19 protein-coding genes are annotated in these 25,859 nt (G+C 50.9%); 11 read left to right on the plus strand and 8 right to left on the minus strand.

What is annotated here, in order from left to right; all coding sequences use genetic code 11:
- Positions 1 to 58: 58 nt before the first annotated feature.
- Positions 59 to 1,546: an MDR family MFS transporter gene (locus JMI88_RS12970; RefSeq protein ID WP_201362256.1), complete on the plus strand. Its 1,488-nt coding sequence runs from the start codon at positions 59 to 61 to the stop codon at positions 1,544 to 1,546.
- A 22-nt stretch (positions 1,547 to 1,568) separates the two neighbouring features.
- On the opposite strand, the gene JMI88_RS12975 is transcribed toward JMI88_RS12970, so the two are convergent.
- Together JMI88_RS12975 and JMI88_RS12980 are read right to left on the minus strand one after the other, a co-directional pair.
- Positions 1,569 to 2,069 (minus strand): hypothetical protein, encoded by a 501-nt coding sequence (locus JMI88_RS12975; protein WP_201362257.1) that lies wholly within the window; start codon positions 2,067 to 2,069, stop codon positions 1,569 to 1,571.
- A 123-nt stretch (positions 2,070 to 2,192) separates the two neighbouring features.
- Entirely contained in the window at positions 2,193 to 2,933 is a 741-nt protein-coding gene (locus JMI88_RS12980; protein WP_201362258.1) for a hypothetical protein, read from the minus strand.
- A gap of 285 nt (positions 2,934 to 3,218) precedes the next feature.
- On the opposite strand from JMI88_RS12980, the gene JMI88_RS12985 reads away from it, so the two are divergent.
- The 5 genes from JMI88_RS12985 to JMI88_RS13005 all read left to right on the plus strand — a co-directional run bounded on the left by JMI88_RS12985 (position 3,219) and on the right by JMI88_RS13005 (position 7,681).
- Positions 3,219 to 4,283 carry a mechanosensitive ion channel family protein gene (locus tag JMI88_RS12985; RefSeq protein ID WP_201362259.1) on the plus strand — a complete coding sequence of 355 codons (1,065 nt, stop codon included), beginning with the start codon at positions 3,219 to 3,221 and terminating at the stop codon, positions 4,281 to 4,283.
- A gap of 80 nt (positions 4,284 to 4,363) precedes the next feature.
- The gene (nadD, locus tag JMI88_RS12990; protein ID WP_201362260.1) at positions 4,364 to 4,996 is read left to right on the plus strand and encodes a nicotinate-nucleotide adenylyltransferase; all 633 of its coding nucleotides are present in this window, start codon (positions 4,364 to 4,366) and stop codon (positions 4,994 to 4,996) included.
- 6 nt (positions 4,997 to 5,002) lie between these two features.
- Positions 5,003 to 5,227, plus strand: a complete 225-nt coding sequence (locus JMI88_RS12995; protein ID WP_201362261.1) for a DUF951 domain-containing protein — start codon at positions 5,003 to 5,005, stop codon at positions 5,225 to 5,227.
- A gap of 120 nt (positions 5,228 to 5,347) precedes the next feature.
- Positions 5,348 to 6,790, plus strand: a complete 1,443-nt coding sequence (locus JMI88_RS13000; RefSeq protein ID WP_201362262.1) for an MFS transporter — start codon at positions 5,348 to 5,350, stop codon at positions 6,788 to 6,790.
- Positions 6,791 to 6,853: 63 nt separating this feature from the next.
- Complete coding sequence (locus JMI88_RS13005) at positions 6,854 to 7,681, plus strand: hypothetical protein (RefSeq protein WP_201362263.1); 828 nt, start codon at positions 6,854 to 6,856, stop codon at positions 7,679 to 7,681.
- A gap of 92 nt (positions 7,682 to 7,773) precedes the next feature.
- Here the strand turns inward: JMI88_RS13005 and mutL are convergent, their stop codons facing one another.
- The 4 genes from mutL to JMI88_RS13025 all read right to left on the minus strand — a co-directional run bounded on the left by mutL (position 7,774) and on the right by JMI88_RS13025 (position 14,840).
- Positions 7,774 to 9,555: a DNA mismatch repair endonuclease MutL gene (mutL, locus tag JMI88_RS13010; protein ID WP_201362264.1), complete on the minus strand. Its 1,782-nt coding sequence runs from the start codon at positions 9,553 to 9,555 to the stop codon at positions 7,774 to 7,776.
- Positions 9,555 to 12,257, minus strand: coding sequence for a DNA mismatch repair protein MutS (gene mutS / locus JMI88_RS13015; RefSeq protein WP_201362265.1), 2,703 nt, complete (start codon positions 12,255 to 12,257; stop codon positions 9,555 to 9,557). Before mutS ends, mutL begins: the two co-directional genes overlap by 1 nt.
- Before the next feature lie 722 nt (positions 12,258 to 12,979).
- On the minus strand, positions 12,980 to 13,915 hold the full coding sequence (locus tag JMI88_RS13020) for a hypothetical protein (RefSeq protein ID WP_201362266.1): 936 nt from the start codon (positions 13,913 to 13,915) through the stop codon (positions 12,980 to 12,982).
- Positions 13,916 to 14,459: 544 nt separating this feature from the next.
- Positions 14,460 to 14,840 (minus strand): hypothetical protein, encoded by a 381-nt coding sequence (locus tag JMI88_RS13025; protein ID WP_201362267.1) that lies wholly within the window; start codon positions 14,838 to 14,840, stop codon positions 14,460 to 14,462.
- A gap of 347 nt (positions 14,841 to 15,187) precedes the next feature.
- Between JMI88_RS13025 and JMI88_RS13030 the strand changes: the two genes are divergently transcribed.
- Positions 15,188 to 16,834 carry a mucoidy inhibitor MuiA family protein gene (locus JMI88_RS13030; protein WP_201362268.1) on the plus strand — a complete coding sequence of 549 codons (1,647 nt, stop codon included), beginning with the start codon at positions 15,188 to 15,190 and terminating at the stop codon, positions 16,832 to 16,834.
- A gap of 8 nt (positions 16,835 to 16,842) precedes the next feature.
- Here the strand turns inward: JMI88_RS13030 and JMI88_RS13035 are convergent, their stop codons facing one another.
- On the minus strand, positions 16,843 to 17,892 hold the full coding sequence (locus JMI88_RS13035; RefSeq protein WP_201362270.1) for a homoserine dehydrogenase: 1,050 nt from the start codon (positions 17,890 to 17,892) through the stop codon (positions 16,843 to 16,845).
- 150 nt (positions 17,893 to 18,042) lie between these two features.
- On the opposite strand from JMI88_RS13035, the gene JMI88_RS13040 reads away from it, so the two are divergent.
- Both JMI88_RS13040 and JMI88_RS13045 read left to right on the plus strand, forming a co-directional pair.
- Positions 18,043 to 18,480 (plus strand): YbjQ family protein, encoded by a 438-nt coding sequence (locus JMI88_RS13040; RefSeq protein WP_201362272.1) that lies wholly within the window; start codon positions 18,043 to 18,045, stop codon positions 18,478 to 18,480.
- A 236-nt stretch (positions 18,481 to 18,716) separates the two neighbouring features.
- Positions 18,717 to 19,901 carry an aminotransferase class V-fold PLP-dependent enzyme gene (locus JMI88_RS13045; RefSeq protein ID WP_201362274.1) on the plus strand — a complete coding sequence of 395 codons (1,185 nt, stop codon included), beginning with the start codon at positions 18,717 to 18,719 and terminating at the stop codon, positions 19,899 to 19,901.
- Positions 19,902 to 19,958: 57 nt separating this feature from the next.
- Here the strand turns inward: JMI88_RS13045 and JMI88_RS13050 are convergent, their stop codons facing one another.
- Complete coding sequence (locus JMI88_RS13050; RefSeq protein ID WP_201362276.1) at positions 19,959 to 21,128, minus strand: carboxylate-amine ligase; 1,170 nt, start codon at positions 21,126 to 21,128, stop codon at positions 19,959 to 19,961.
- Positions 21,129 to 21,375: 247 nt separating this feature from the next.
- Between JMI88_RS13050 and JMI88_RS13055 the strand changes: the two genes are divergently transcribed.
- Entirely contained in the window at positions 21,376 to 21,900 is a 525-nt protein-coding gene (locus JMI88_RS13055) for a type 1 glutamine amidotransferase domain-containing protein (RefSeq protein ID WP_201362278.1), read from the plus strand.
- Between the two features lie 136 nt (positions 21,901 to 22,036).
- On the plus strand, positions 22,037 to 25,621 hold the full coding sequence (metH, locus tag JMI88_RS13060; RefSeq protein WP_201362279.1) for a methionine synthase: 3,585 nt from the start codon (positions 22,037 to 22,039) through the stop codon (positions 25,619 to 25,621).
- Positions 25,622 to 25,859: the final 238 nt, after the last annotated feature.

Consider the following 25,859-nt stretch of genomic DNA (forward strand, 5'->3'; position numbering starts at 1 on the left):
TTAGTGCCTCTGGTAATTTAGTTTAGTGCAACCTGAGAGAGTCAGGGAAGGGAAAAGCATGTCTGGTATTGCTCGTTCAAAAATACATCTCGCAGATAAATGGTTGGTTGCCATTGCCGTCTCTCTCGGAATGCTTATGAGCCTGATGGATGCAACGATCGTCAATGTGGCGATTCCGAAAATGCAGCACGATTTTGGAGCCAACATCCATGATGTGCAGTGGGTGGTGACAATTTATATGATCACACAGGCCGCGGTCATCCCGACCGCGCCGTATCTGGCCGCTAAATTTGGCAGTAAACGCGCCTATGTATGGACGCTGACGGCTTTTCTCCTCGGCTCCATGCTATGTGGATTTGCCTGGAACCTGCCCTCTTTGATTTTCTTTCGCCTGATACAGGGTATCGGCGGCGGAACTCTCTTGCCACTGGTGATGACCTTACAATATCAGGCCTTTGCGCCCCAGGAACGAGGAGTGGCGGCCAGCGTGATCGGTATTCCGATGCAGTTTGCCCCGGTCATCGGGCCTGCACTGGGCGGCTACCTGGTAAGCTCTTATGGCTGGCAATGGGCCTTCTTTATCAATATCCCATTGGGCATTATCGCCATCACAGTGGCGCAAAAAGTGCTCCGCCACACGCCCTCGCAACTGCGCACGCACTTCGATCTGCCTGGCTTTCTTACGGCAGTTATTGGTAGCGTGACTCTGCTCTATGCTATCTCAGCCATTACCAGCGGCGATGGTAGCCTCAAAAATATCTTACTGTTCCTGGTTGGCATAGTCGTCATCTTGATATTTATCTTGATCGAACTACGCACGTTGAAGCGTGGACAGCTACCACTGCTCAATTTACGACGCTTTCGTGATCGTACATTTGCATTTAGCGTACTCACACTGATCTTCAGCAGCTTCATTATGTTTGGCCTGCTCTTCCTCATTCCTATCTATCTACAAAACCTACACCATGAAACTGCCCTTAACGCTGGCCTGATCCAGATGGCACAGGCGCTGGCAGTGATCGCGATCCTGCCCATAGCCGGAAAACTCTCGGACAGGCTTGGTCCACGCTCAGTGGTTATTGCTGGCTTGATCATACTGATCGGAGCAGCAGCGCTCATGATGACGCTGGCCCTGCAAACGCCGATCTGGATTATCATTGGCATCCTGATCTTGCTTGGCTGCTCCTTCGGCCTGGGCCAGCAGACTCCGGTGGCCGCGATGTCGCGGATAGATAAAGAAGAGCATCAAGAGGTCTCCAATGGGTCAACCTTGATCACGGTGCTGCGTGCCGTGGCGGCTCCAATGGGCGTGGCAATACTCTCCAGCATCGTACAGGCGCGCAGCCAATACTATATGACCAGCCTGGCTGCGCAGGGTGTCAGCGGCGCACAATTGCAGCAGCAAAGCTCCCTGCTCGCCATGCACCAGAGCTTCCTGGTCGCCGCCGTAATAGCACTGCTGGCCATGCTAGCCATGTTTTTCGTGCCCAGCAGAACCAAAATTCAGCAAGAACAGGCCGAGCCCGCCTCGATGATTGAGGCATAAAATAAAATGAGCACAGCCGGAGTTACTCATCAGAGGACTGCTCCTCAGCGAAGGCATTCTGGATATATTGCGCATAGGGATGAGGAGTATTTAGTATATAGCGCATAGTTCCAATATAGAATACGAAAAGCAACACAAGCGCAGGAAAAAGAAAGACGATCGCTACAACATATCCAATAATATCAAAAATAATGCCCAAATTACTCCACTGAAAAAATACCGAAGGACGGGATGCAGAAGTTATAGATAGAAATGCAAAAGGGAAAACAAGCGATAATCCTTTTAAAAAATGTCTATTTGATTGCCAAGCAACTTTTTCGCCATTTTTACGAGCGGCACGCAGTTCTTTGACGCCTTCAAAGATGAGTGGGCCTCCCAATAAAAGCATCAGAATGCCGTAGCCAATAAACATCAGAAAAAACAGCAGACCAATCTGGTGGAGGATTGAGGCTGCAATCACCACTAAAAGGCTACAGAGCATAACCAGGTATAAAATACGGGCTCCTGGATCTTTTAATGACATTACCAAACCTCTCTAACACCATATTATGGATGAGTTATAAACAGTATATCTCATGGGCAGGGAAATTGAATAGCGTGTAAATATAGATATGAGACTTATTTTTGGTACAGTACTCTTTTTTGGCTATTGATTAACAGATACTGCCGCTTTAACAGCAAGCCCAAACGCATCGGGCAGTAGAATGCCGCGAGCCAACTCACCAGCATCAAGCCAGAATGATCGTGTCACCACTGTACCATCGGCGAGATGAAAAGCAATGAAATAGCGCTGATTGCCTCCCTGACTGTTTTGATTGACGGAAGCTTGCAAAACGAGGTTAATCAACGTTGCAACTTGCTTCGGATCTTTGATAGCGCCCAATTCAGTTACACCGTCCTGGTTACTCACAATTCCTATATACTGCACTTTTCCGCCAATGTCGAGGAGATCCTTCCCTTTCCTGGCATAGGGATTGGTATCGGCCTCGTAGAGCGTGATGCCTGTGCTTTCCTGGGCAGCAAGCCGGAAAGTGGGATTGTAACCTTTCACCGCATATATTTTGGTTCCAGAGTTAAGGAAGGCTGCGTCTCCATTTTTACTGTGATATCCAGGATCTTGCACATTGCCTTCGAGTTTGAATTGCACGGTCGTGAACACTGGCCCGAGGTCGTGCGTTGTTAATGACCGTCCTGGTTTTAAGGAAACAGCGACATAGGTAATCCCGCCGAATTTGATGAAGTTTACCCAGTCAATAACGGCATTCGAAGTGGCCGGAGAGACAGATTGGGATGAGAGAAACGCACAACTCACCAGTCCAGGAAAAAACAGCAGAACAACAAAAAGTGTTGGAAGAATAGAGTGCTTTCCGCTCAAATTATTCCTCATATGTACTTCCTTTGCATGATAAGCTAGCATAAACATTTACGTATCTACTACAGAAAGAGATGTTAAGGGAAAACTAATTGTTCCATATCAAGAGGAACTATGTGTTGAAGGTTCTTATACAGTACTATCTGGTGAGGTAGGTTAGCACAGGTAGTTCTGGCACTCAGTACTAAACGCACCCAGACGGGCCGCAAGAAAATAGATATGATATAATGCGGCCAGGAACAGATCGCTGAGCTCATATTTTTCCAGAAGTTATTAAGAGGGTTGGTTTTCGTGTTGTGTATGATGCTTGTATTAAATAGTTTTGCAGTAACAACTGACGTTGCACAACAAATGAGTTTTGCCTTTCAGGTTGGCATTGGCATTGCGACTATTCTCGCTGCTTTCGGCTTAGGTCTTTTGCTCAGGCGCCTGCTTGTGCGCCGCTTGCATAAGACCGTACTGGACAACTGGATCATCCAGACGCTCGGTATCCTGATTATTATCGTTCCTACGCTGCTTGGCGTTACAGGCGCACTGGCTATTTTTAATGCATCGCTTGTTCTCACCACCCTGACCGAGAATTTCTTTCCTAATCCACACCTGGCCATCGGAACCGCCTGGAGCCTGGTCGAAACCATACTCATCCTGGTGCTGGGCAATGGCGTAGCCAGAACTGTACGCGGAATGATGACACGCAGCCTGGGCGCCAGCCGGGTTGACATCAATATGCGCACCTTCTTTGCGCGCATCCTCTATATTGTAATCCTCTCTATTACCGGCTTCTTCATCCTGACAGTCTGGAATGTTCCTATTGGTATCCCGGTGGCGGTGTTGAGTGCCTTCACCGTAACGATCACTGTGGCGTTCCAGGATATCTTGAAAAACCTGGTGGCCGGCTTCTACATCCTGGTAGAGCGACCGTTTTATATCGGGGACCAGATCAATGTTACCTCAGGTATGATCACGTACGTCGGTAAAGTAGAGGATATTCAGTTGCGCGCCACACGGCTGCGCCTGACCAGCGGCGAAGAGGTAAGCGTCCCCAACCTCTTCATCTTCAGTAACGCGGTCATTAACAACACCCACTTTGGCGAGAGACGCTCACTCCTGGTACTCACGATGCCACAGGAGGACTTTGATCGCGATGAGACCACTAGTAAAATCTTGCTGCTCCTCAAAGGATATCAGGAAGTGCTGCCCAAGCCTGATCCGATCGTGATGGTCAACAATTATGAGGATAGTAAGGTCTCGCTACAGATACGCTTCTGGGTCGCTACCGGCCAGGTGATCGATATCTCAAACGTCGTTTATGAACTGCATAATCTCTTTGCTAACGCCGACATTAGCGTCAGAGAGCCACTCTAAGATCTATCCGAAATGTCCCCTATATGGTAAAATCCGGGAAAGAAAAAAATGGTAATAAGCATAAGGGAGAGCAGCAACGAGTGAGTACGCGATCAATTGGTTTAATGGGAGGGACATTCGATCCGATTCACCACGCCCATTTGATTGTGGCAGAAGAGGTACGCTATGCTCTTAATCTAACCGAGATGGTTTTTATTCCTGCCGGGGAGCCTCCCCATAAAGTCGGCCGTATCACAGCACCGGTGCAGGATCGCGTGGCCATGGTTGAACTTGCAGTGGCTTCAAATCCTCACTTCAGCGTTTCGCGCGTTGAGGTCGATCGTCCTGGCCCTTCCTACCTGGTGGATACGTTGCGCTTGCTCAAAAAGCAATGGGGAAAAGATACCGAGCTGTTCTTCGTGATTGGCTGGGATAGCCTGGAAGACTTCCCCACCTGGTATAAGCCGACAGAGATTTTGGAGCAGTTGACGCGCCTGGTGGTGGTACATCGTCCAGGCTATAAAGAGGACGAGGAATATAACCAGCAGTTGGAGGCCCGCTTACCCGGCCTGCTGCAAAAAATGTGCCCGGTGGCGGTTCCACAACTGGACATCTCTTCCACCGACCTGCGGCAACGTATCGTGGAAAACAGGCCCATAAAGTACCAGACGCCAGCCGAGGTCGAAGCATATATCCAGGAACACCAACTCTATCGATACCATACAGAAAGCTAAATATTCATGCAACCAATGCAATTTGAGATAGGAGATCGCTTACGTCTCCGCAAAAAACATCCCTGCGGCTGCTTTGATTGGGAAGTTGTCCGTCTGGGAGCAGATATCGGACTGCGCTGCGAAAAATGTAACCGCCGTATCCTCTTGCCGCGTTCAGAGGTAGAGCGCCGCGTCAAACAGGTACTCCCTCGCCTGGCGCCTGCTGAAACTGATTCTTTTGATGAAGAATAACGCGCAAAGAAACAGCGCAATGCTCCATCACGCCCCTTGCATCTTCTTGCCAGATCCCTGTATACTCAGCGATAGGTATAAAAAGGAATTATTTCGTATGATGTACAAGGATATGGCATAATGGCAATAGCCCAATCGAACAAAGGTTTTCTCACTCTTCTCAAGAAGAGGAACTTCCTGCGGCTCTGGCTGGCTCAGCTTATCTCCATGACCATTTTCAACGCGACGAACTACGCTTTGATTATGTTGATCAACAGCATTGTCCCTCATTCCACCATTATGATCGGCCTGGCGATTATCTGTTTTAGCGTGCCCGCGGTACTCTTTGGGGCACCGGCCGGCGTCTTTGTGGACCGCCTGGATAAGCGGCGCGTGCTCTGGGCCAGTAACTGCTTGCGGGCAATCGTCACGCTGGTGTTTGCCCTGGTGCTCCTGGCCAATCGGAGCAGCGTACTCATTCCCATCTATCTGTTAACCTTCATCGTATCGGCCATCGGCCAGTTTTTTTCGCCGGCTGAAGGTTCGGCCATTCCGATGCTTGTGGATGAGGATGAATTAATGCCAGCGCTCTCGCTGTTTAATATCACCTTCATGCTCTCGCAGGCGATTGGCTATGTATTGCTGGCCCCGCTTGCTATCGCTTTGCTGCCCACATTCAAATTGTTCAACGTTCCCATCGATGCGTTCATCCAGCTCTACGCTATTATTACCATTCTCTATTTGATCTGCGCTGCCTTGATCGTGTCGATCCCACAATCTAGCTTCTCGCACAAGGGCAATACGCAAGCTGAGCCTGTTCCCGACCTGGCCGCCCAGACCATCAGCATTGTGCACAACGTTCAAAACGAGATGAAGGAGGGCTGGAACTTTATTCATAAAAGGAACTCCCTGCTGCTGGCGGTCGTGCAACTCTCGTTTGTGGGTATTTTAATTCTGGTAATTGGCCAGATCGCGACGCCAATTGTAACCGATCTGCTTAATCTAAACGCTAATTTGATGGCTCTGGTTTTTGCACCGGCTGGCGTCGGATTGGTACTTGGCTCCCTCTTTATGCCCAGGATTGCACGGCGCCTGGGCAAATTGCGTACGATCTTGATTGGGAATATTGGCCTGACCATAGCCACTGTGCTTCTGCCACTCTCAACTGTTTTTGCGCGCTGGTTGGAGCCCCAGCACTGGAATACCGATCCCTGGCTACTCGTTGCCATGGGAGGCTGCATGTTTATTGCCGGTGTCGCGCTTGACTTCGTGAATATTCCAGCCCAGACCGCGATGCAGGAACTGACTCCGGAGTGGATCAAAGGCCGCGTGCTGGCTTTGCAGCTTGTGCTGTATAATGCATGCTCGATCCCTGTGATCTTGCTTATTGGAGTACTTTCCGACACATCGTTGCACATTGATCGTGTGCTATATTTACTCTCGGCCAGCATACTGGTTTTCGGCATCTGGAGTGTTTACTACGAGCGAAAGTATCCGACAGTGCCAGCAGAACAGAGTGATCAGCAGGCGGAAAATGAAGAAATGCACCTGGCGGCATCATCCCACAGAGGCAATATTGATTGAGGCAAAAAATGCGTATACAATATCCGTAGAGATAAAGCGAACAGAAGTGAGGATTGGAGAGAAATGACACCAGAGACCAAACTTATGGAACAGATTGCTCCATATCAACCCTGGCTCATTATTGCCGGAGTTTTTGTTCTCTTTATCTTGTTGCGTATCACGCGCAAAGCACTACGCCGGCGCGTGGATGAATTTGGTTATCGAACATTGCGAGAAAAAGGCCTGCTGATCTGGTTCTGGCTGAACGCGCCAGGCGTCATCGTGCATGAGCTAAGTCATGCGCTGGTCGTTCTGCTCTTCGCGCCATTTGGGTTTCGCATTACCAGCGTGACCCTTTTCCGTATCAGACCGATGGCGCAGCGCGTTGGGGGAGGACGTGTAGTACGGCGCAACGGACCGCAATCGCTGCAATTGGGAGAGGTACAGTATGTGCGTCCGCAGGGCCGTTTCATGAGCTATGTCGGCGACGGCTTTAGCGGAGTGGCCCCCCTATTTGGAGGCATCGCGGCCTTTATGTTCCTCTACTGGGTCGCTACCGGCTATACAATCTGGGATATCCCATTCGATGTCACCCATCAACAATGGCAGATCATTCGATCAGGCTGGCCCCTCTGGACCCTGATCTTTGCCCCCTATCTGATCCTTTCCGTGACCTCCGAATTATGGCCCAGTCACCAGGACTGGCATGGAGCCCGCTGGTTCGTGCTCACACTGGCAGCGCTCGCGGCTATTTTTGTTGCAGCCATCTGGTACGTACAGCGCTTCGAAGACCTGCTAGCGGTAGCCACGTTTGTATCCTCGCGCATCGATTTCGCTCTGACAGTCCTGCTGGCTCTGGATCTCGTCTTCCTGGTCATTGCTGAAGGCCTGGTGCGCCTGGTGCGCTACTGATGCCTTGATACCATACATGTCCCAATGAAAAAGGCCTCTCTGTTGAGGCCTTTTTCATTGGGGAATAATAAAAAGTTCAACAAACTGAAAAGCTACCAGTCAAATTTATTGATCAAGAAGTTACGGCTATAATGCAGCAGGATCGGGCTTCCGTGGGGGCAGACAGCAGGAGCGGATACAGTAGCAAGATTTTTGAGCAAGGTGCGCTGCTCACCCGGGCCCAATTCTCGACCACGCTTGAGCGCGGAGCGGCAGGCGAGTCCGATTAAGAGATGATCCTCCCAGTCAGTGCTATCTTCTGTGGCCAGCTCTGCCAGCTCTTGTAGATGAGCAGCTAGCTGCTCGCTACCTTCACTGGCCGGAACCGAACGGATCAAAAAGCTACGCCCCCCAAAGCGTTCGCACTCGATGCCCAGGCCTCGCAGCATGGGCAGGCGCTGTTCCAGCAATTCAGCCTCATAGCGCTTCATCTCGATAATCACAGGCTCCAATAACAGATGAGAATGGACCTCCTCATCTTCGGCTCGGACACCACTATAGGTGCTGCGCAGGTGCTCGTAGATGATACGCTCGTGGGCCCGGTGTTGATCTATCAGATAGAGGCTACCATCGGGAGCCTCAGCCAGGATCACGGCCTGCTGCAACTGGGCAAGGGGCTGCAGGCTGACAATCACCTCTGCCGTTCCTGGTTCAGCAACTTCGGCACGATAGCCGTCGGCGGTCTCAGCGACATGCAACCCACGACGCCGGGGACCGGGTAAACGTCGCTGCGTTGCTAGAACGGGTCCAGGAAATTGGACGGACTCCGGCACTACCGGGCTCCGCTCCAATAAACCTTTGACGGTCTGGGTAATAGCATCTTTGATCTTTGCCTCTTGTAGGAGGTGAACCTCTATCTTGGCAGGATGGATATTGACATCCACCTCATCAGGTGGCACTTCTAAGGCCAGCACCAACAAAGGATGCTTCCCTTTAGGCAATAAGCTGCGATAGCCCTGCTCCAACGCTTCTTGCAAGACGCGGGACTGCACCCAGCGTCCATTGATAAACAGGGTCATATATTGACGACTACTTTGCGCCAGCACACGATTGCCCATGTAGCCCCGCAACCAGTAGTGCTCCCCATCGCTGACATCGATCTCCTGTAGCATCTCCTCCAATGAGATATGATAGAGCTCGGTCAGGGTAGTGGCCAGATTGCCACTGCCGCTGGTCTGGACAGCGGTATGCTCATCCAGCGCCAGATAGAAACGAACAGAAGGATAGCCAACCGCGTAGCGGCGGACCAGTTGGACAATATGGCCATTTTCGGTGCGGGCCGCCCTGGTATAGTTGAGGCGCGCCGGCACATTATAAAATAGATCGGTGACGGTCACGGTCGTACCATGCGGGCGCGCGCGTCGACCACGTTCCTGTAATTGACCGCCACGCCAGGTAAACCAGAAAGCGGGCTGCTCCTCTCCCTCCTCCTGCTCAGTCTCCCAGGCGCGACTCTGGATAGTCACTTCAGCGATGGTTGCAATGCTGGCCAGAGCCTCACCACGAAAGCCAAGCGTATGTAGACGCTCCAGGTCTTCAAAGGTCGTTAGCTTGCTGGTGGTATGGCGCTCACAGACCGCCGCCAGCTCCTCCGCTGGAATTCCATACCCATCATCACTGACGCGGATCAGGCGCAGTCCTCCCCCGCGCACCTCGATACGAATGTCCTGCGCGCCCGCATCCAATGCGTTCTCGACCAGTTCTTTGACGACAGAAACCGGTCGCTCAATCACTTCGCCGGCGGCGATGCGCTCGGCAACAGCGGGCGGCAGTTCATGCAGAGGTGTGCGCACAAACTCTGGTCGTTGGATCATAAAATCAAATAGCTGGCTCATCAACGCAATACATTCTTCTTCTTCTGTAAGAAAAATAACAGATTCAAGGCATCCATCGGTGTAATAGCCTGGACATCGATATCGTCAAGCGACGGTACGTGCTCGCCTCGCTCCACCGCTTCGGCGATCCTACGGGCAGTCTCGGTCTGCCAGTGTAAAGCAGACGTTGGTTCCGCTTGACGTTGCTCGGTCTGGTGGTGATAGAAGCCATTGGACTCGGCCACGCGGGCCGTCTGCGATGCGGAGATCCGCGCTGGTAGCGTCATAGTTGCCTGGTTGGTTTCAAGTTGCGACAGAACCGTTTCGGCGCGCTGTACGATCGAGGGTGGCATACCAGCCAGTTTAGCGACATGCACGCCAAAGCTACGCTCAGCACAACCAGGTACCACGCGGTGCAGAAAGACGATGCCATTGGGGTCATCTTCGTTGATAGCGACCGTATAGACGTGCAGGTGCCCTAATTCTCTGGCCAGGGCCGCCAGCTCGTGATAGTGGGTCGCAAACAAGGTGCGCGCCTTCACCTCATCGTGGAGATGTTCCACCACAGCACGCGCAATAGCCAGGCCATCATAGGTGCTGGTGCCGCGACCAATCTCGTCCAGGATAATCAAGCTATGGTTGGTGGCATGGTGCAGGATGGTCGCAGTCTCTTCCATTTCCACCATAAACGTACTTTTGCCCGAAGCAATATCATCTTCAGCACCCACACGGGTAAAGATACGATCCACCAGGCCAATCTGAGCCTTGCGAGCAGGCACAAAGCTGCCAATTTGAGCCAGCAGCGTAATCAAAGCCACCTGGCGTAGATAGGTCGATTTACCGGCCATGTTCGGACCCGTCAGTAGCAAGATGCGCTCAGCCGTCGCCGCCTCCAGATTGGTATCGTTCGGGATAAAAACATCCCCGTCGAGCGTATATTCAACCACTGGATGGCGGCCACCTACGATCTGCAGGCGCTGTCCCTGCTCCAATACTGGTCGTACATATCCTTGATGCGCCGCCACCTCAGCCAGGCACAACAACACATCGATGCGGGCCACGGCAGCCGCGCTGGTCATCAACTGAGGATAATAGACCGCGATCTGGCGCAAAACGTCAGCATAAATACTGCGCTCCATCTCCTCGATGCGCTCAACCGCGCTAAGAATCAGCGCCTCATGCTCCTTCAATTCAGGCGTAATAAAGCGTTCGGCATTGACGAGCGTCTGCTTACGCATATAATCAGAAGGCACCAGCTTAAGGTTAGCATTACTAACTTCGATATAGTAGCCAAAAACCTTATTGAAACCCACTTTGAGGGCCTTTATCCCCGTGCGCTGGCGTTCGCGCGCCTCCAAAGAAATCATCCAGCGGCGCGAGTCTCGAATCGAATTAAACAGCTCATCCAGCTCAGCGTGATAGCCGGGGCGAATCAAGCGCCCGTCATCACCCTCCTCACCTTCCTCATCGGGGCGAAGCAGGGCATGGTTGATCAGTCCGCGCACCTGGGGACACGGATCAAGGTCGTCAGCGATCTCTAGTAGTAGCTCAGACTCGCAGCTCTGCAACAGATCGCGCAGGGTCGGCAGCTCGGCCAGGTAATCACGTAAACCCAGCACCTCATTGCGCACGGCAGTTCCCTGCCTGATCCTGCCAGAGACGCGTTCCAGATCGCCCAGTTCCTGCAGCGACATGGTAAAGCGTGTACGAATAGCCGGACTTTCATAGAGCTCTTCGATACTCTTCAGTCGGCCATTCAATATGCTCAGATCCAGCAACGGCTGCGTAATCGTTCGCCGCAGCAGGCGCGCCCCCATCGGCGTGATCGTACGATCCAGCACAGCCAGCAAGCTCCCCTGCAGAGTACCGCTGCGTGTCCCCTGCAACAACTCAAGATTGCGCTGGGTATGCGCATCCAGTACCATAAACTGGTCTGTGCTATAAGAATGCAAGGCGGTCAACAACGAGAGCAGCGAGCCATTCATCTTTTCCAGGTATGCCACGATAGCGCCCGCTGCCGCAATAGCCTGTGGCTGCCCCTCGCACCCATAGGACTCCAATGACTGTACGCCAAATTGTCGACATAAACGCTGATAGGCGGCTTCTTCTTGATAAAAATAGGGAGGGCAATGGGTGATAGTAACGTTATCGGCAGGGAATTGATACTCCTCTTTATGCGCGCCCTCAATCAGCAAACACTCAACCGGAGCCAGGCGCTGTAGCTCGGCATCCAGGGCCACCGGCAACTCATCAGGAGAAAACCAGGTAACCATAAATTCACCGGTACTGACATCCACGGCGGCCAGCGCGGTCTGTGTTCTTCCTGTAGCAATCGCGACTAAATAGTTGTTCTGGCGCACTGGCAACAGATTAGGTTCGGACAACGTACCAGCGGTCAGGATACGCGTGACCGCCCGCTCTACCACATCTCGCCCCTTAACGACCTCCCCAACCTGCTCACAGACAACCACTTTATAGCCTCGGTGTATTAATTTGCCCACATAATTTTCCAGGGCATGTTTGGGGATACCAGCTAGCGGAACACGCTCTTTGCCTCTGCTATAGGTGCGTGTCGTACGCACAATCTGCAGTTCACGCGCAGTAATATAAGCGTCTTCATCAAAAGTTTCAAAAAAATCTCCTACCTGATACATTAAGATTGCATCGGGAAACTGTTTTTTGAATTCTAGATATTGTTTGCGAGCAGGACTCAGGGTCGCCATGAATTACACACCTCGACATAACACAGAATAATATCGGGTCGCATTGAACATCCGTACATTACCGTATTCTCTGCTTTTCTTACCTGGCTTCTCAGGCAGATTCGTGGGCTATTTCCTACCTTGTGCTTAGAGTATCTATTTATTTCTTCTGGTCCGGTTTTTCGGTATTCTCTATAGAGCAAGAGCAGAGGTTTCGTACAAGTGTTCAATGATGAGTGAGTTCTATTATAACACATAATAATGCTGTTACGCTCTAGGATTGAAGCGCTTTCGTCCATTTTTGCTGCGTTTATGACAAAAAAATAGGAGGTTTTTCTCTTTGTTATTTTGGGTGTCTCTTGTGTGTTTTATATCGCGAATTGATGTCTGAGGGATTAGATGGGGCATAGAGGACTCGTATCTCCGACGCACGGTTTAGGAAATAGAAATGTGTATAAAGTGTCTCCACAGGCTGATTTATATTTTTGAACAAGCCGTACAGTTTAGGTGCTGGCGGTTTTTTATTTGTCTAATCTTTATATAGAATGGCTTGGCAAGCAGCTTTAGCCATTAAAGCAATCCTCTTAAATTTCATTCTTCCACACTCGGTTATAACTTTGTAATGTTTAATAAGTATGGTGGTACCAGGATTCCGGGGCCATTATACGTCCTTGCACATCCTGGCCTTCTTTGTTACGGCTACCGACAAGCTACTCATACTCTCGTGCGAACTGGCTGGCAAATCAGTCATCGCTCCACTGACCCCGTTGTTTTATTCTTCCTTCTTTATCTAAATCAGATAGTGCGTTACGAGCATCCACATTATCATAGTATGATGAGCATATTCCATTTGCTACCTCCTCATCCAAACCAAATTTTTCGTTCATAATTCTATTCAAATGTCTCCTATATTTATTTTCGTACATTAATGGTTCTATTGCATCAGTTCCATACCATTGGTACATCCCAACTTCTGAATCGTAACAACCTACAGCCATGTTTGCATAAAATAAATCCCTATAGGATTCCCTTAATTCCATACCTGCTATTGCTCCGAATACCCCTCTAAATCCTAATTCATAGCAAATAGAATCCTCAAAATAATGTGCATATGATTGTACATACGTCATATAATACTCTGCTTCTATTTGTTGTATTAATGCTTTTCTCAACGATGGGGCAACTTCTATAGTTGGCACATCCCTTAATGCGAGAATCACCCAATATCTTCGTACATCAAACCAAAGTAAATCATCGATTGGAAGAGGCATGGGATTATCTTTAGAAGGCAAAAATTCAGTAAGCATGTGACATAATACGCTGTGATGCTGGAGCATACCAATATCTTTTAAACAGAAAGTTGCACACCATCGCTCTTTTGGCGAGGAGCTCTCTAAAAAAGGGGCCAAAACAGTTTGAGTATGTTCATAGCCACTCCAAGCGATAACACAGATAGCAACACATTTGTCATCAATACTGCCATGAAACAGAATATGTAAGCACGTTTCAATAGAGCAATTCCTCCAACATTGATAGAATTGATGCAAATCATATTCCCATCCATTCAAATAGCAGAAACAAAAAGCTCTTTCAACAGCATCATATTGTATTGTTGCATACGTACCATATTCTAAAGGTAAGCGATTTTGTGATACGTAATCTTGACTTGGTACATGCATTTCACTATTCTCCTTATAGAAATAGGTTTTTATCACCTATCTACATCTAAAGAATCTTGTAATAACTGTTTTGCACTTTGTATGGTTTCCCAGGTGCCAGCAAGATGATAAATAAAAAGGTCTCAATGAAAATGAGACTTTTGCGGTAATTAGGAAAGCCTGTAACGTCTACTTTTGGGTGGCAAAATTTTGATAGGCCTCTCTATAAGATTGCGTGATTGGTGCTCCAGACTCTTTCATGTCGAGGACGAACACTCTGGTGTCTTCTCGCGAGAAGATGATCTCACTAAAACCAAAGTGCTGCAGCAATCTGACCCCGCTGCGGGTAGCTCCTACTGATATAATCCTCTCGACGATTATTCCTCTTCTGCCCAGGTCAACTATGGCATCCATAAAATGAGAAATGAGCTTTGCGCCATATTTGCTTCTGAGATCTTTATGAAGCTCAATCCTGCTCTAAACGCTCCTCTCAGGCGGTTTTATGGTAGCTACACCTCTACTCCGACATTTGTTCTGCTTGGTTTTTCTATAGATTTTAATTGGTTTATTCGAACGTCTCTTCCAAGCTAGCCTCAAAACGCCTACACTTGAGTTCTTCGTAATAGTCATTATAACTACTCTCATAAGAACTTACTTTGAAGAATACATTCTCGTTTTGCCAATGTCTGATTGACTCAATTTTTATTGGAAAAGGCTGAAAACTGCTCGGGCGGAGATTGAAGAAATCTACGCCATAGAAGGAGAGATGGAGAAATGGTTTCTCTACTTCATTTTCATCATCAGCACGGAACCATAACTGTAGAAGCAGTTCTTGTTCAAAAATCTCGTAAGAATACTGCTCGCGATAATCCATTCTAATAAGAAGAGGAAATCGATGTGGTTGTAAAGCTTTAAAAAGTTCTATCGCCTGGTCATGCGGATGCATCAGTATTTCCTTTCTCAAACCACGTCACTGTGTCTAGGCTTCTGCTTTGACATTAGTTTTACTTGTTTTTTAACTCTGCTTGTGCTCGATATCGTTATAGTGTTTCTAGCTTTTTCTTTCCATGTACTGAGTGCATTTTTGTACTCTATGAGCATACTATAGAATAAAGACGAGAAAACGGATAGAAAGGACGGTTTTTTTCAAAACTTTTTTTCGCATCTAGCGTACTTCTTATTAGTGTACATTATCAACACATACGAAAGACTTATCTACTATTTCTTCGCCTACAGTAAGGACCCTCCTATGAGGTTCGATTCCATCATATACTGGAAGGAATAATATATAAAATGACAGACATTACCGCCCCCACTACGGCTGTCACGGTTTATGCGGACCGCGCGTTAGTGACGCGCAAAGGCAAGATTACACTTGAAGCCGGTGAGCACGAGATCCGCGTCAATAATTTGCCTCAATTTTTGCGGGACTCGCTGCGTGCCTCTGGCCATGGTCCCCAGGGGACGCGTATTCTTAATGTTGATATTACCACCGCCTTCTATCCTCGGCCACCTGAAGAAGATCTGGCCCGCATTCAAACGGAACTTGAGACGCTACAACATCAGAAGAAACTGCTACAGGCCAGGCAGGATGCGTTGACAGATCGACGCCAATGGCTACGCGCGCTCGGCGAGCAATCCAAAGATTTTGCGCGTGGCCTGGCCCAGGGCCAGATGAAGCCACAGGATTGCTCAGACTTCTTTAGTTTTATGTCTTCCCAGGCCGCTCAGGATGCCGAGGCCGCGCTACAGCTACAAACACAGATAGAACAGGTCCAATTCCAGATCGACGCCAAGCAGCGCGAGTATTATCAACGCCAGGGCGACGAAATCACTGCCGATCGCCAGGCGGCTCTGATCACGGTTGAACTGGCAACCGCTGGCGAACTAGAGCTAGAGATCTCTTACCTGGTGCGCAATGCCTCCTGGTATCCACAGTACGATATTCGCGTCCATGTTGATGGACAACAACCCAGGGGCACAGTCGAGCTCACCTATATTGGCATGGTGCAACAATCTACCGGTGAAAGCTGGGACCAGGTAGAGCTTGCGCTGTCAACGGCGCGCCCCAGTCAGGCAGCGATCCTACCAGAATTACAACCCTGGTATCTCAAAGAATACAATCCACCACCACCACGTCCCATGGCCGTAGCCGCGGCGGCTCCCATGTCTCCTATGTATGGTAAACACCCTACAGGCATGATGCAGTCGCGTATGGCGGCGCCAGGCGGTGGCTTTACACTGGAAGAGGAAGAACTGGAGCCACCGGCGCCACCACCTGTCGAGGCAGAGATCGCGACCGCAACGGTCGAACGCAGTGGGACCGCGCTGGTCTTCCGTGTTGGTCGCTCGGTTGATATTCCTTCTGACAATTCGCCACACAAAACCACTATAGCCCGCGATGATCTGCCCTGCGACTTTGACTACGTCAGCGCGCCAGCACTGGAAACCAGCGCCCATATGCGCGCGACTGTCATCAATTCAACCGAGCGCATTCTGCTGGAGGGCCAGGCCAGCATTTTCCTGGATGCCGAGTATGTTGGCACCACTAAACTGGACTTTACAGCGGCGCGCGAAGAGTTCAAAATCTTCCTGGGCATCGATGATAGCCTGAAGATCAAGCGTGAGCCCATCGAGCGTTCAGTTGATAAAGGAAACCTGCTGCAAGGCGATATCCGGCGTAGTACGTATGCCTATCGCATTAGCGTCCATAACTATGCAACGGCGTCCCGGAAAGTGGTAATTAAAGACCACATACCGGTGCCGCAACATGAGCGCATCAAGGTCAGGGTACAAAGCATCACGCCCCAGCCGGTTGAACGCACCAAGCTTGAACTACTTACCTGGGAACAGGTCCTACCGGCTAACGGAGCATACAGCATTGAGTATCGCTTTACAGTTGAGCATCCGCAGGGTCTACGCGTCGTCGGCCTGCCATAAGACGTCGATCAAACACGCTGTTCTGATTGGACGGCTCGAATAAAGTCAGCCAGTACATCATACGCCGTAACCGCCGGGCCCAGGGGTCCGGCGGGACCATTATCTGGCACATCCAATGTAATCGTCAGACCAGGCAGCACATCGAGCTCAAAATGAGCCAGCATCGAGCCGCCTGTTACCGCAGCCAGAGGATCGTGTGCTGGCAGGGGAAGCGGTTTGACGAAAGCCTTGATGCCATCCTCATTCTTCTCTATCTGTGCCACCAGTTTATAAGGCGTACCGGCGGCTCGCGCAGCCTGTACTTGCGCCGCATCCAGGTGGCGAATCCCTTCAACCTCAATCTGCTCCAGAGGGATTGGAGCATCCATTAATACCGTCGCAATAGCGCTCACCTTAACAGCCGCATCCCAACCATCGATGTCAGCGGAAGGATCAGTCTCAGCGATCCCTAATTCCTGTGCGGTCTGCACCGCATGCTCAAAGCTCTTGCCACGCTCTATCTCTGCAATAATGACATTACTGGTGGAATTTAGCAGGCCACGGAAACGAACGATATTAGCGGCGGGCAGACTGCTGGCAAAGAGCGAAAAAATAGGGGCACCACCCATCACGGTAGCCTCAAACAGGAAACGTCGCTGCTGGCGCTGCGCCAGTTCCTGCAATTCGTGGTAGCCATGCACCACGGTCCCTTTATTGGCGGTAATTGCATGAGCCCCATGTTCCAGCGCGGCACGAATATGCTCAATGGCTGGCTGTCCGCTCTCGACGTTTAACGAGGTCAACTCAAACAATGCATCTGCCTTACCGGCAGCCAACCAATCCCGAACATTGTTGCCTGCCTCAACGGTTTGTATGTGTTCAAATTGCTCGGCCAGCAAAGCTGAGACATCCAGCCCTTCGGGATTAGCCAACCAGCCCAGGCGCCGCGTCGCCACGCCGGTAAGGCGCCAATCGATATGATAGCGCTCGCGCAGCTCAACCGTCTTTTCCTGTAACAGGCGCAGCAGCGCACGCCCCACATTGCCAAAGCCAAGCAAACAAAGATTATATGTCTTCATGACAGCTCCTATTGGAAATATTGATAATGTTTGCGTTTATTTTAACATAGCAATCGATGCATGATGCTTTATAAACACCAAAAATACGTATCTGCATCTTCTCAAAGAGCACAGGTACGTTTACACCAGAGAAAGCGAGAAAGAAAAAATATGAATGGACCTCGTCACGTCATGGATGTTAAACCAGGCTATCGTGGACGCGCCTTTACCTCCGACCTCAGCGGGCAGGAGTTCTGGCTGGTTGTCGATAAAGGCTTCCAACCCTTGGGATTGGTGGTCGGCAACTGTATCTATTCAATGGGAGCTGTTCGTAACTGGCTGGTCGGCTTCAAAGGCAATTTTCAGGGCGAGCTAAAAGAATATTCGGAGCTGATGTACCAGGCACGTGAATTAGCCATCAGCCGCATGCAATTTGAGGCCGACCAATTGGGCGCCGATGGTGTGATCGGTGTCGATATCAACGTTGATTTTATGCACAACAACGAATGGATGGAAGTCACAGCCATCGGCACCGCCGTACGCTATGTGGGTTCCGGACCCAATTTGCCTCCCACCAACCAGGGCCGCGTTGTCATCCCAACCAATTAACCTCACACCCGTGCAACTGGAGGTGCGGCCTTCAATGGCCGCTTCCTCTTATTATTTCTCCTTTTTTTCGTTATCCTTCCAAATAAGCTCTTGCATATTATGTAAAGCACAGCTTGCTTGTTTTCTTTGGCTATACGAATAGATGGTGGTCGATGTTGTAGGGATTGAGTGAAAATTGGCTGGTTTCATGGCGGGGCTGGTCTGTTACAATATCAAGAAAAAGTGAGGAGTGGGCTATGCCTTTGTTTGATGTTGAGCGGGCACGTCAGGATACGCCAGGAAGCCAGCATATTCTGCATCTGAATAACGCGGGTTCGTCGTTGATGCCGCAGCCTGTTTTGGATGCGACGATTGCTCATTTGCAGTTGGAATCACAGATCGGTGGCTATGAGGCGGTGGAGCGGCAGCAGGAGGTGCTGGAGCATGCTTATGATGCCGCTGCTACGCTGATTAATTGCACGCGTGATGAGATTGCTTTTGTTGAGAATGCTACCCGCGCCTGGGATGCTGCGTTCTATTCGTTGCCATTTAAAGCGGGAGATCGTATTTTAACTTCGATGGCGGAATATGCCAGTAACTATATTCCTTATCTGCAAGTGGCCCGCAAAACCGGCGCCGTGGTTGAGGCTATTCCAGATGATGCTTATGGCCAGGTTTCGGTTGAGGCGCTGCGCAATATGCTGGATGAACGAGTCAAGCTGATCTCGATCACCCACGTGCCGACCAGTGGAGGACTGGTCAATCCCATTGCTGAAATTGGTAAGGTCGCACGCGAGGCGGGCATCCTTTACCTGGTTGATGCCTGTCAGTCGGTGGGACAGATGCCGATTGACGTGCAGAAGATCGGCTGCGACATGCTTTCTACCACGGGCCGCAAGTATCTGCGTGGTCCGCGTGGCACCGGGTTCCTGTATGTGCGGCGCGAGTTAATCGAGCAGATAGAACCAGTCTTCCTCGATCTCCATTCGGCGTCGTGGGTAAGCCGGGACAGTTATGAAGTCCGCTCCGATGCGCGCCGCTTTGAGACCTGGGAGACCAATTATGCGGGTAAGATCGGTTTGACGCGGGCCATCGATTACGCGCTTGATTGGGGTATAGACAACATCTGGCGACGCATTAAGGAGCTTGGATATAATTTGCGCACACAACTCAGTCCCATTCCAGGCGTCATTGTACGCGATCGCGGCATTACACAGTGTGGGATCGTGACCTTTACGGTTGAGGGAGTTGAACCAGGAGAGATCAAACAGCAGTTGGCTAAACAGCAGATCAATGTATCGGTCGCCGTACGTAACTCGACGCTGCTAGACATGGAGACGCGCGGCCTGACAACAATGGTGCGCGCATCTGTTCACTACTATAATACGCAGGAAGAGCTCACGCGCTTCAGTACGGCGATCGCCCAATTAGCTGATTTCTAAAATTAGCTGACTTCTAATAAGAGGGCTGTCCGTGAATGGGTAGCCCTCTCATCAGTGTCAAATTAAGGCTTCGTAGGGTTTGAAGCGAATGAATTTATCATAGAGCATGGCATCATCTAGCTGCACACCCTGCATGGTTTGCTCGATCAAAAACTGACAGACCTTATCAAGATCATTGGTTTGCTGGAAGACCTCTATCTGGCGATCGGCGCCGGTTCCACGTGGATCATCCAATAAGGTGCGAATATAATCCATTTCGCGGCGACTGCCCAGCTCATCAACCACATCATCAACGAAGGCAAGGAGTTCGCGGATGGAGTCGCGCATGCTGAGGCGGCGACGCGCCCTGAAATCCGCCACCTCGGCGTCCAGTCCATAGCGCATAGCGCGCCACTTGTTCTCATCAATATAGTCGCGCGCGAGGATGGGGACCCCTTTGCCGCTCTCATCCATTTGTGTAAGTTTGGCAACCAGGGCCTGACAGAGCGCGGACAGGGCCAGCGTATCTTCAATAGTTGCTGGCATATCGCTGATGCGGAACTCGATGGTATCAAAAAATGGATGGGGGCGAATGTCCCACCAGATCTTTTTGCCATTGTCGATGCATTCCATTTCAACCAGGTCGTTGACAAAGCGATCAAAGTGCTCGCGATCGCGAAAGACATCCGGCATACCGCTGCGCGGGAAACGCTTCCAGACAACGGAGCGATAGGATTTAATGCCAGTCATACGCCCGTTCCAGAAGGGCGAGTTAGACGAGAGCGCCAGAATATGGGGCAGCCAGGTGCGCACCTGGTTCATAATCTTAATGGACCGCTCTTTAGAGTCCACGGAGACATGAACGTGCAGGCCAAAAATCAAGATTGAACGGGCCACATCCTGATATTCCTCTTCCAGCTCTGCATAGCGTTCGTGAGGGGTCGGTTTCTGCTCATGCCAGGAAGAACTAGGATGTGTGCCAGCGCTCACCAGCGCCAGGTGCTCTTTTTGTAGAATACGTGCCAGTAACGCGCGCGAGGTATACAATTCCATGCGGGCCGCGCCGATATCAGGTAAAATAGGCGAGACAAATTCCAGCACAGATTGTAACATCTCCGGCTTGATTTGCTCTTCAAAGACAGGAGCCCCTTTATCAAGAATACTCTGGGCACGCGAGGCAAGCTTGCTGGTCCTTACATCGACCAACTGAAACTCCTCCTCAATCCCGAGCATAAAACGTTGTGCCATATGCCAACACCTCCATCAAAATCCTGTACCCGATAATAAAATCGTTACTCTACTCTACTACTAACGATCTCGATGACAGTTGAGTTCCAGGCTCTCAGAAGCTACTCAATAGAATATATACAAAATCTATAGAATATATACAAAGTCTATCAAAAATATGACCTCTGCACATACATAGACCTCACTATTGCTTCGCAGCTCATGTTATAATACACCATGACACCTATACACCGAGGAGAGATTTACTATGCGCTTAGAAGGAAAAACTATCGGGTATTTTGTCGCCCAGGAAGTAGAGGACCTGGAGTTCTGGGTGCCGGTGATGCGTCTACGCGAAGAAGGTGCTCGTGTTATTGTCATTGGTCTGAATAAAGAAACGGTCCATGGTAAACATGGTCTGGAAATGACGCCTGACGTGAGTATTGATGATGCTCCAACCGCCAGAGAGTTAGATGGACTGGTGATACCAGGTGGCTGGGCTCCGGATAAGTTGCGTAGAAGTCAGAAAATACTTCAGCTGGTCCGTGATATGCATAACGAGCAGAAAATTATCGCAACGATTTGCCACGGCGGCTGGGTTCCTATCTCTGCAGGAATTATACGAGGATGTAAAGCAACCGGCTCGACTGGCATCAAAGATGATATCACGAATGCAGGTGGCATCTGGATAGATCAAGCGGCCTTCCGTGAAGGTCATTTTGTCTGGGGCCGTGTGGTGGAAGACATTCCAGCCTTCTGTCGCGAACTTGTTGCCGCACTGGCAGAAAAATAAGTGTCATCCCAAATAGCAATCATATCAGGCAGCAAACTATCTCCATATAATTTATTCAAGGGTGACGCCTGATGCCATCAAAAACATGACTCTATGAATGTATCATACTAGCTTATTCCAGTAGTTCGGAGGAAATATGAGCCGATTTCTCGATACACTGGCCCAACGTATTTTGATCTATGATGGAGCGATGGGCACAAATATTCAACGCTATCAACTTACCGCCGAAGACTATGGTGGCGAAGCCACCGAAGGTTGTAATGAATACCTTGTGCTGACCAGGCCCAATGTCATCGAGGAAATCCATACGGGCTTTATGGAGGCGGGCTGTGACGTCATTGAAACGGATTCTTTTACCGCCAGTCGCTTGAAACTGGATGAATATGGATTAGGACACCTGACCCATGAAATCAACCTGGCAGCGGCACAGCTGGCGCGCAAAGTAGCGGATCGCTTTAGCACTCCCGAGCAACCTCGCTTTGTAGCTGGCTCAGTCGGTCCTACCGGCATGCTTCCCTCCTCTGACGATCCTCTGTTGAGCAATATCACCTATCAGCAACTGGCGTCTATCTTCCGGGAACAGGGAAAGAGCCTGCTGGAGGGCGGGGTGGATGTCCTCTTGATTGAAACCAGTCAGGATATCCTGGAGGTGCGGGCGGCGATTACCGGTTTGCGCCAGGCTATGCAGGATACAGGTCGCCAGGTGCCCATTCAGGCCCAGGTGTCGCTGGATACCAGCGGCCGCATGCTCCTGGGAACGGACATAGCGGCGGTTATGACGACACTGGTCGCCTTGCGCGTGGATATCGTTGGACTCAACTGCTCGACAGGTCCTGAACATATGCGCGAGCCTGTACGCTTTCTGGCCGAAAACTGTCCGTTACCCATCTCTACTATCCCCAATGCTGGTATCCCTCTGAACGTCAATGGCCAGGCCGTCTATCCAATGGAGCCCGAGCCAATGGCCCAGGCGCTCAAAGAATTTGTCACGGAGTTTGGCGTCAATATTATCGGCGGCTGTTGCGGCAGCAGCCATGAGCATCTGCAGGCTATCGTCAAAGCCTGTCGCAATGCGCCACGCCAGCCACGACCGATTGCCGACAACAATATCGTGCAGAAAAACTTCCAGCAGATCATTCCTCCCTTCCTCTCCAGTGGTATTCGCGCCGTCTCGATGCAGCAAGATCCCGCGCCCCTGCTTGTGGGAGAGCGCGTCAACTCAACCGGAAGCCGCAAAGCCAAACAGGCGCTGCTGGCCGACGATTATGATACCTTGCTGGCGATTGGTCGCGAGCAGGTCGAGGGCGGCGCCCACGTGCTGGATGTGCAGGTTGCCCTGACCGAGCGCACCGATGAAGATGTACAAATGGCCACCCTGGTCAAGAAGCTCTCGATGGGCAGCGAGGCTCCGCTGGTCATCGATAGTACCGAAGCCAGTGTTATCAAAGCCGCGCTGGAGATCGCTCCGGGGCGCGTCCTGATTAATTCAATTAATATGGAGATGGGACGCCAGCGTATTGAAAGTGTGCTCCCGCTGGCTCTGGAGCATGGCTCAGCGGTGATTGCACTGACCATTGATGAGAACGGTATGGGCAAGACCACCGAGCGCAAAGTCGAGATCGCGCATAAGATCTATGATATCTGCGTCAATGAATACGGTCTCTCCCCGAACGCGCTGGTCTTTGATACCTTGACGTTCCCAATTACGACCGGCCAGGAAGAGCTACAGACAGCGGCCATTGAGACCCTGGAAGCCATCAAGCGTATCAAAGCTGAGCTGCCAGGCGTGATGACGATCCTGGGCGTCAGCAATGGTTCCTTTGGCTTAAAAATGCATGCGCGCGCGGTCCTCAATAGCGTCTTCCTCTATCATGCGGTGAAGGCCGGCCTGGATATGGCGATCGTTAATCCTTCCCATATCAAACCGTATGCGGAGATCGATGATGAGCAGCGCCAGTTGGCGGACGATCTGATCTTTAACCGACCCGATGCGCTGCCGCGCTACATTAACTACTTTGAACAGCATGGTCCACAGAAAAGCGACGACAACGACAAGGTTGATCCCACCGAGGGCATGGAGGTGGCCGAGCGCATCCACTGGCAGATCCTGCATCGCCGCAAAGAGGGCATTGAGCCATTGATCGACCAGGTAGTGGCCGAGCGCGCCAACAGCATGGAGGTCAATAACAACGACGCGGCCGTCAACGTGTTGAATACGGTGCTCCTGCCCGCTATGAAGGATGTGGGAGATCGCTTTGGAGCTGGCGAACTGATTCTGCCGTTTGTACTGCAATCGGCTGAGGTGATGAAGCGTGCGGTGGCCCACCTGGAAAATTACCTGGAAAAACAGGAAGGCTACACCAAAGGCAAGGTCGTGCTGGCCACAGTCTATGGCGATGTGCATGATATCGGTAAAAATCTGGTCAACACCATTCTCAGTAATAATGGCTATACCGTTTATGACCTGGGCAAACAGGTGCCGTTGAATACAATCCTGGAAAAGGCTATTGAGGTCAAGGCCGATGCGATTGGCCTCTCGGCTCTGCTGGTCAGTACCTCGAAGCAGATGCCGCTGTGCGTCAAAGAACTGCATAAGCGCAATCTGTCCTTCCCGGTCATCATCGGCGGCGCAGCCATCAACCGTTCCTTTGGACGACGTATCCTCTTTGTGGATGAGCAGAAGGCGGACTCCGTACCCACACCATACGAGCCGGGCGTCTTCTATGCCCGCGATGCCTTTGAGGGGCTGGATATCGTGGATAAGCTGACCAATCCTCCGGCGGAACGGGAGCAGTTTGTACAGCGTATCCAACGCGAGGCGCTGAACGAACGCCAGAAGAAAAATGCCAGGGGCGCCGAAACGGAGCCGGTAGAGCAGGAAGTGGTAACCACGCCATCCAGCAGTGTGCGGCCTGCACTCTCAATTCCGACGCCGCCATTCTGGGGACCGCGCATCCTGGAGCGCATTGGACTGGAAGATATCGCAGCCTGTATGGACTACAAGACGCTTTATCGACTCCATTGGGGCGGCAAAGCCCATGGTGAGGAATTCACTCGCCTGGTAAAGCAGGACTTTGAGCCGCGGCTTGAGCGCATGCTGCGCGAGGCACGCCAGCAGCGCTACCTCCAACCCAAAGTAGTCTATGGCTATTATCCCTGCCAATCCAGTGGCAATGAACTACTTGTGTATGATCCAGTACAGTTCCAGCAGGATGGCCAGTTACGCGAAGTGACGCGCTTTGTCTTCCGCCGCCAGACCGAGCATGACCGCCTCTGCATGGCAGACTACTTCGCGTCGGTGGAGAGCGGCAAGGTCGATGTGCTCCCCTTACAGGTAGTCACTATGGGACACGAGGCCAGCAACACCATTCAGGCGCTACAGGATACGGGTCAGTATTCAGAGGCCTACTTCTTGCATGGACTGGCTGTCGAGATGGCGGAGGGACTGGCTGAATATACCAATCGCGTGGTACGCCAGGAGCTTGGCCTGACGGATGAGGCCCGTGGCCGTCGCTATAGCTGGGGCTATCCTGCCATTCCAGACCTGACCGATCACGAAAAGCTCTTTAAGCTGCTTCCCGTCGAGCAAAGCATCGGCGTCACTCTGACGGAGGCCCACCAGTTGGTCCCTGAGCAGTCAACAGCCGCGATGATCACCCACCACCAGCAAGCGGTATACTTCGCTATCCGCGTGCAAAATGAGGAGGCGGTCGGCGTCTAAACAACAGGAAACATGACCTTGTAGGTGCGTTTTCGAGCTTGTGCGGCAAAAGCGCCCGCCAGGGGGCGCACCTACGTTGGCGTGGTTGAATTTATGTGATATAATATTGGCGAAATAATTCAAGAAAACCTGATATGTTGGAGAGATTTGTGAACATTAGAATGCACAATTGCACCTGTCTATGCGTTCATAGAGGCAGCATCACACAGTAGCTCAGCCCTCTATGAACGTATTGGCG

The organism is Dictyobacter formicarum (genome assembly GCF_016587435.1).

Coding starts and splice junctions, on each gene's coding strand:
- JMI88_RS12970 (WP_201362256.1), top strand. CDS start 59: ATGTCTGGTATTGCTCGTTCAAAAATACATCTCGCAGATAAATGGTTG.
- JMI88_RS12975 (WP_201362257.1), bottom strand. CDS start 2,069: ATGTCATTAAAAGATCCAGGAGCCCGTATTTTATACCTGGTTATGCTC.
- JMI88_RS12980 (WP_201362258.1), bottom strand. CDS start 2,933: ATGAGGAATAATTTGAGCGGAAAGCACTCTATTCTTCCAACACTTTTT.
- JMI88_RS12985 (WP_201362259.1), top strand. CDS start 3,219: ATGATGCTTGTATTAAATAGTTTTGCAGTAACAACTGACGTTGCACAA.
- JMI88_RS12995 (WP_201362261.1), top strand. CDS start 5,003: ATGCAACCAATGCAATTTGAGATAGGAGATCGCTTACGTCTCCGCAAA.
- JMI88_RS13000 (WP_201362262.1), top strand. CDS start 5,348: ATGGCAATAGCCCAATCGAACAAAGGTTTTCTCACTCTTCTCAAGAAG.
- JMI88_RS13005 (WP_201362263.1), top strand. CDS start 6,854: ATGACACCAGAGACCAAACTTATGGAACAGATTGCTCCATATCAACCC.
- mutL (WP_201362264.1), bottom strand. CDS start 9,555: ATGAGCCAGCTATTTGATTTTATGATCCAACGACCAGAGTTTGTGCGC.
- mutS (WP_201362265.1), bottom strand. CDS start 12,257: ATGGCGACCCTGAGTCCTGCTCGCAAACAATATCTAGAATTCAAAAAA.
- JMI88_RS13020 (WP_201362266.1), bottom strand. CDS start 13,915: ATGCATGTACCAAGTCAAGATTACGTATCACAAAATCGCTTACCTTTA.
- JMI88_RS13025 (WP_201362267.1), bottom strand. CDS start 14,840: ATGCATCCGCATGACCAGGCGATAGAACTTTTTAAAGCTTTACAACCA.
- JMI88_RS13030 (WP_201362268.1), top strand. CDS start 15,188: ATGACAGACATTACCGCCCCCACTACGGCTGTCACGGTTTATGCGGAC.
- JMI88_RS13035 (WP_201362270.1), bottom strand. CDS start 17,892: ATGAAGACATATAATCTTTGTTTGCTTGGCTTTGGCAATGTGGGGCGT.
- JMI88_RS13040 (WP_201362272.1), top strand. CDS start 18,043: ATGAATGGACCTCGTCACGTCATGGATGTTAAACCAGGCTATCGTGGA.
- JMI88_RS13045 (WP_201362274.1), top strand. CDS start 18,717: ATGCCTTTGTTTGATGTTGAGCGGGCACGTCAGGATACGCCAGGAAGC.
- JMI88_RS13050 (WP_201362276.1), bottom strand. CDS start 21,128: ATGGCACAACGTTTTATGCTCGGGATTGAGGAGGAGTTTCAGTTGGTC.
- JMI88_RS13055 (WP_201362278.1), top strand. CDS start 21,376: ATGCGCTTAGAAGGAAAAACTATCGGGTATTTTGTCGCCCAGGAAGTA.
- metH (WP_201362279.1), top strand. CDS start 22,037: ATGAGCCGATTTCTCGATACACTGGCCCAACGTATTTTGATCTATGAT.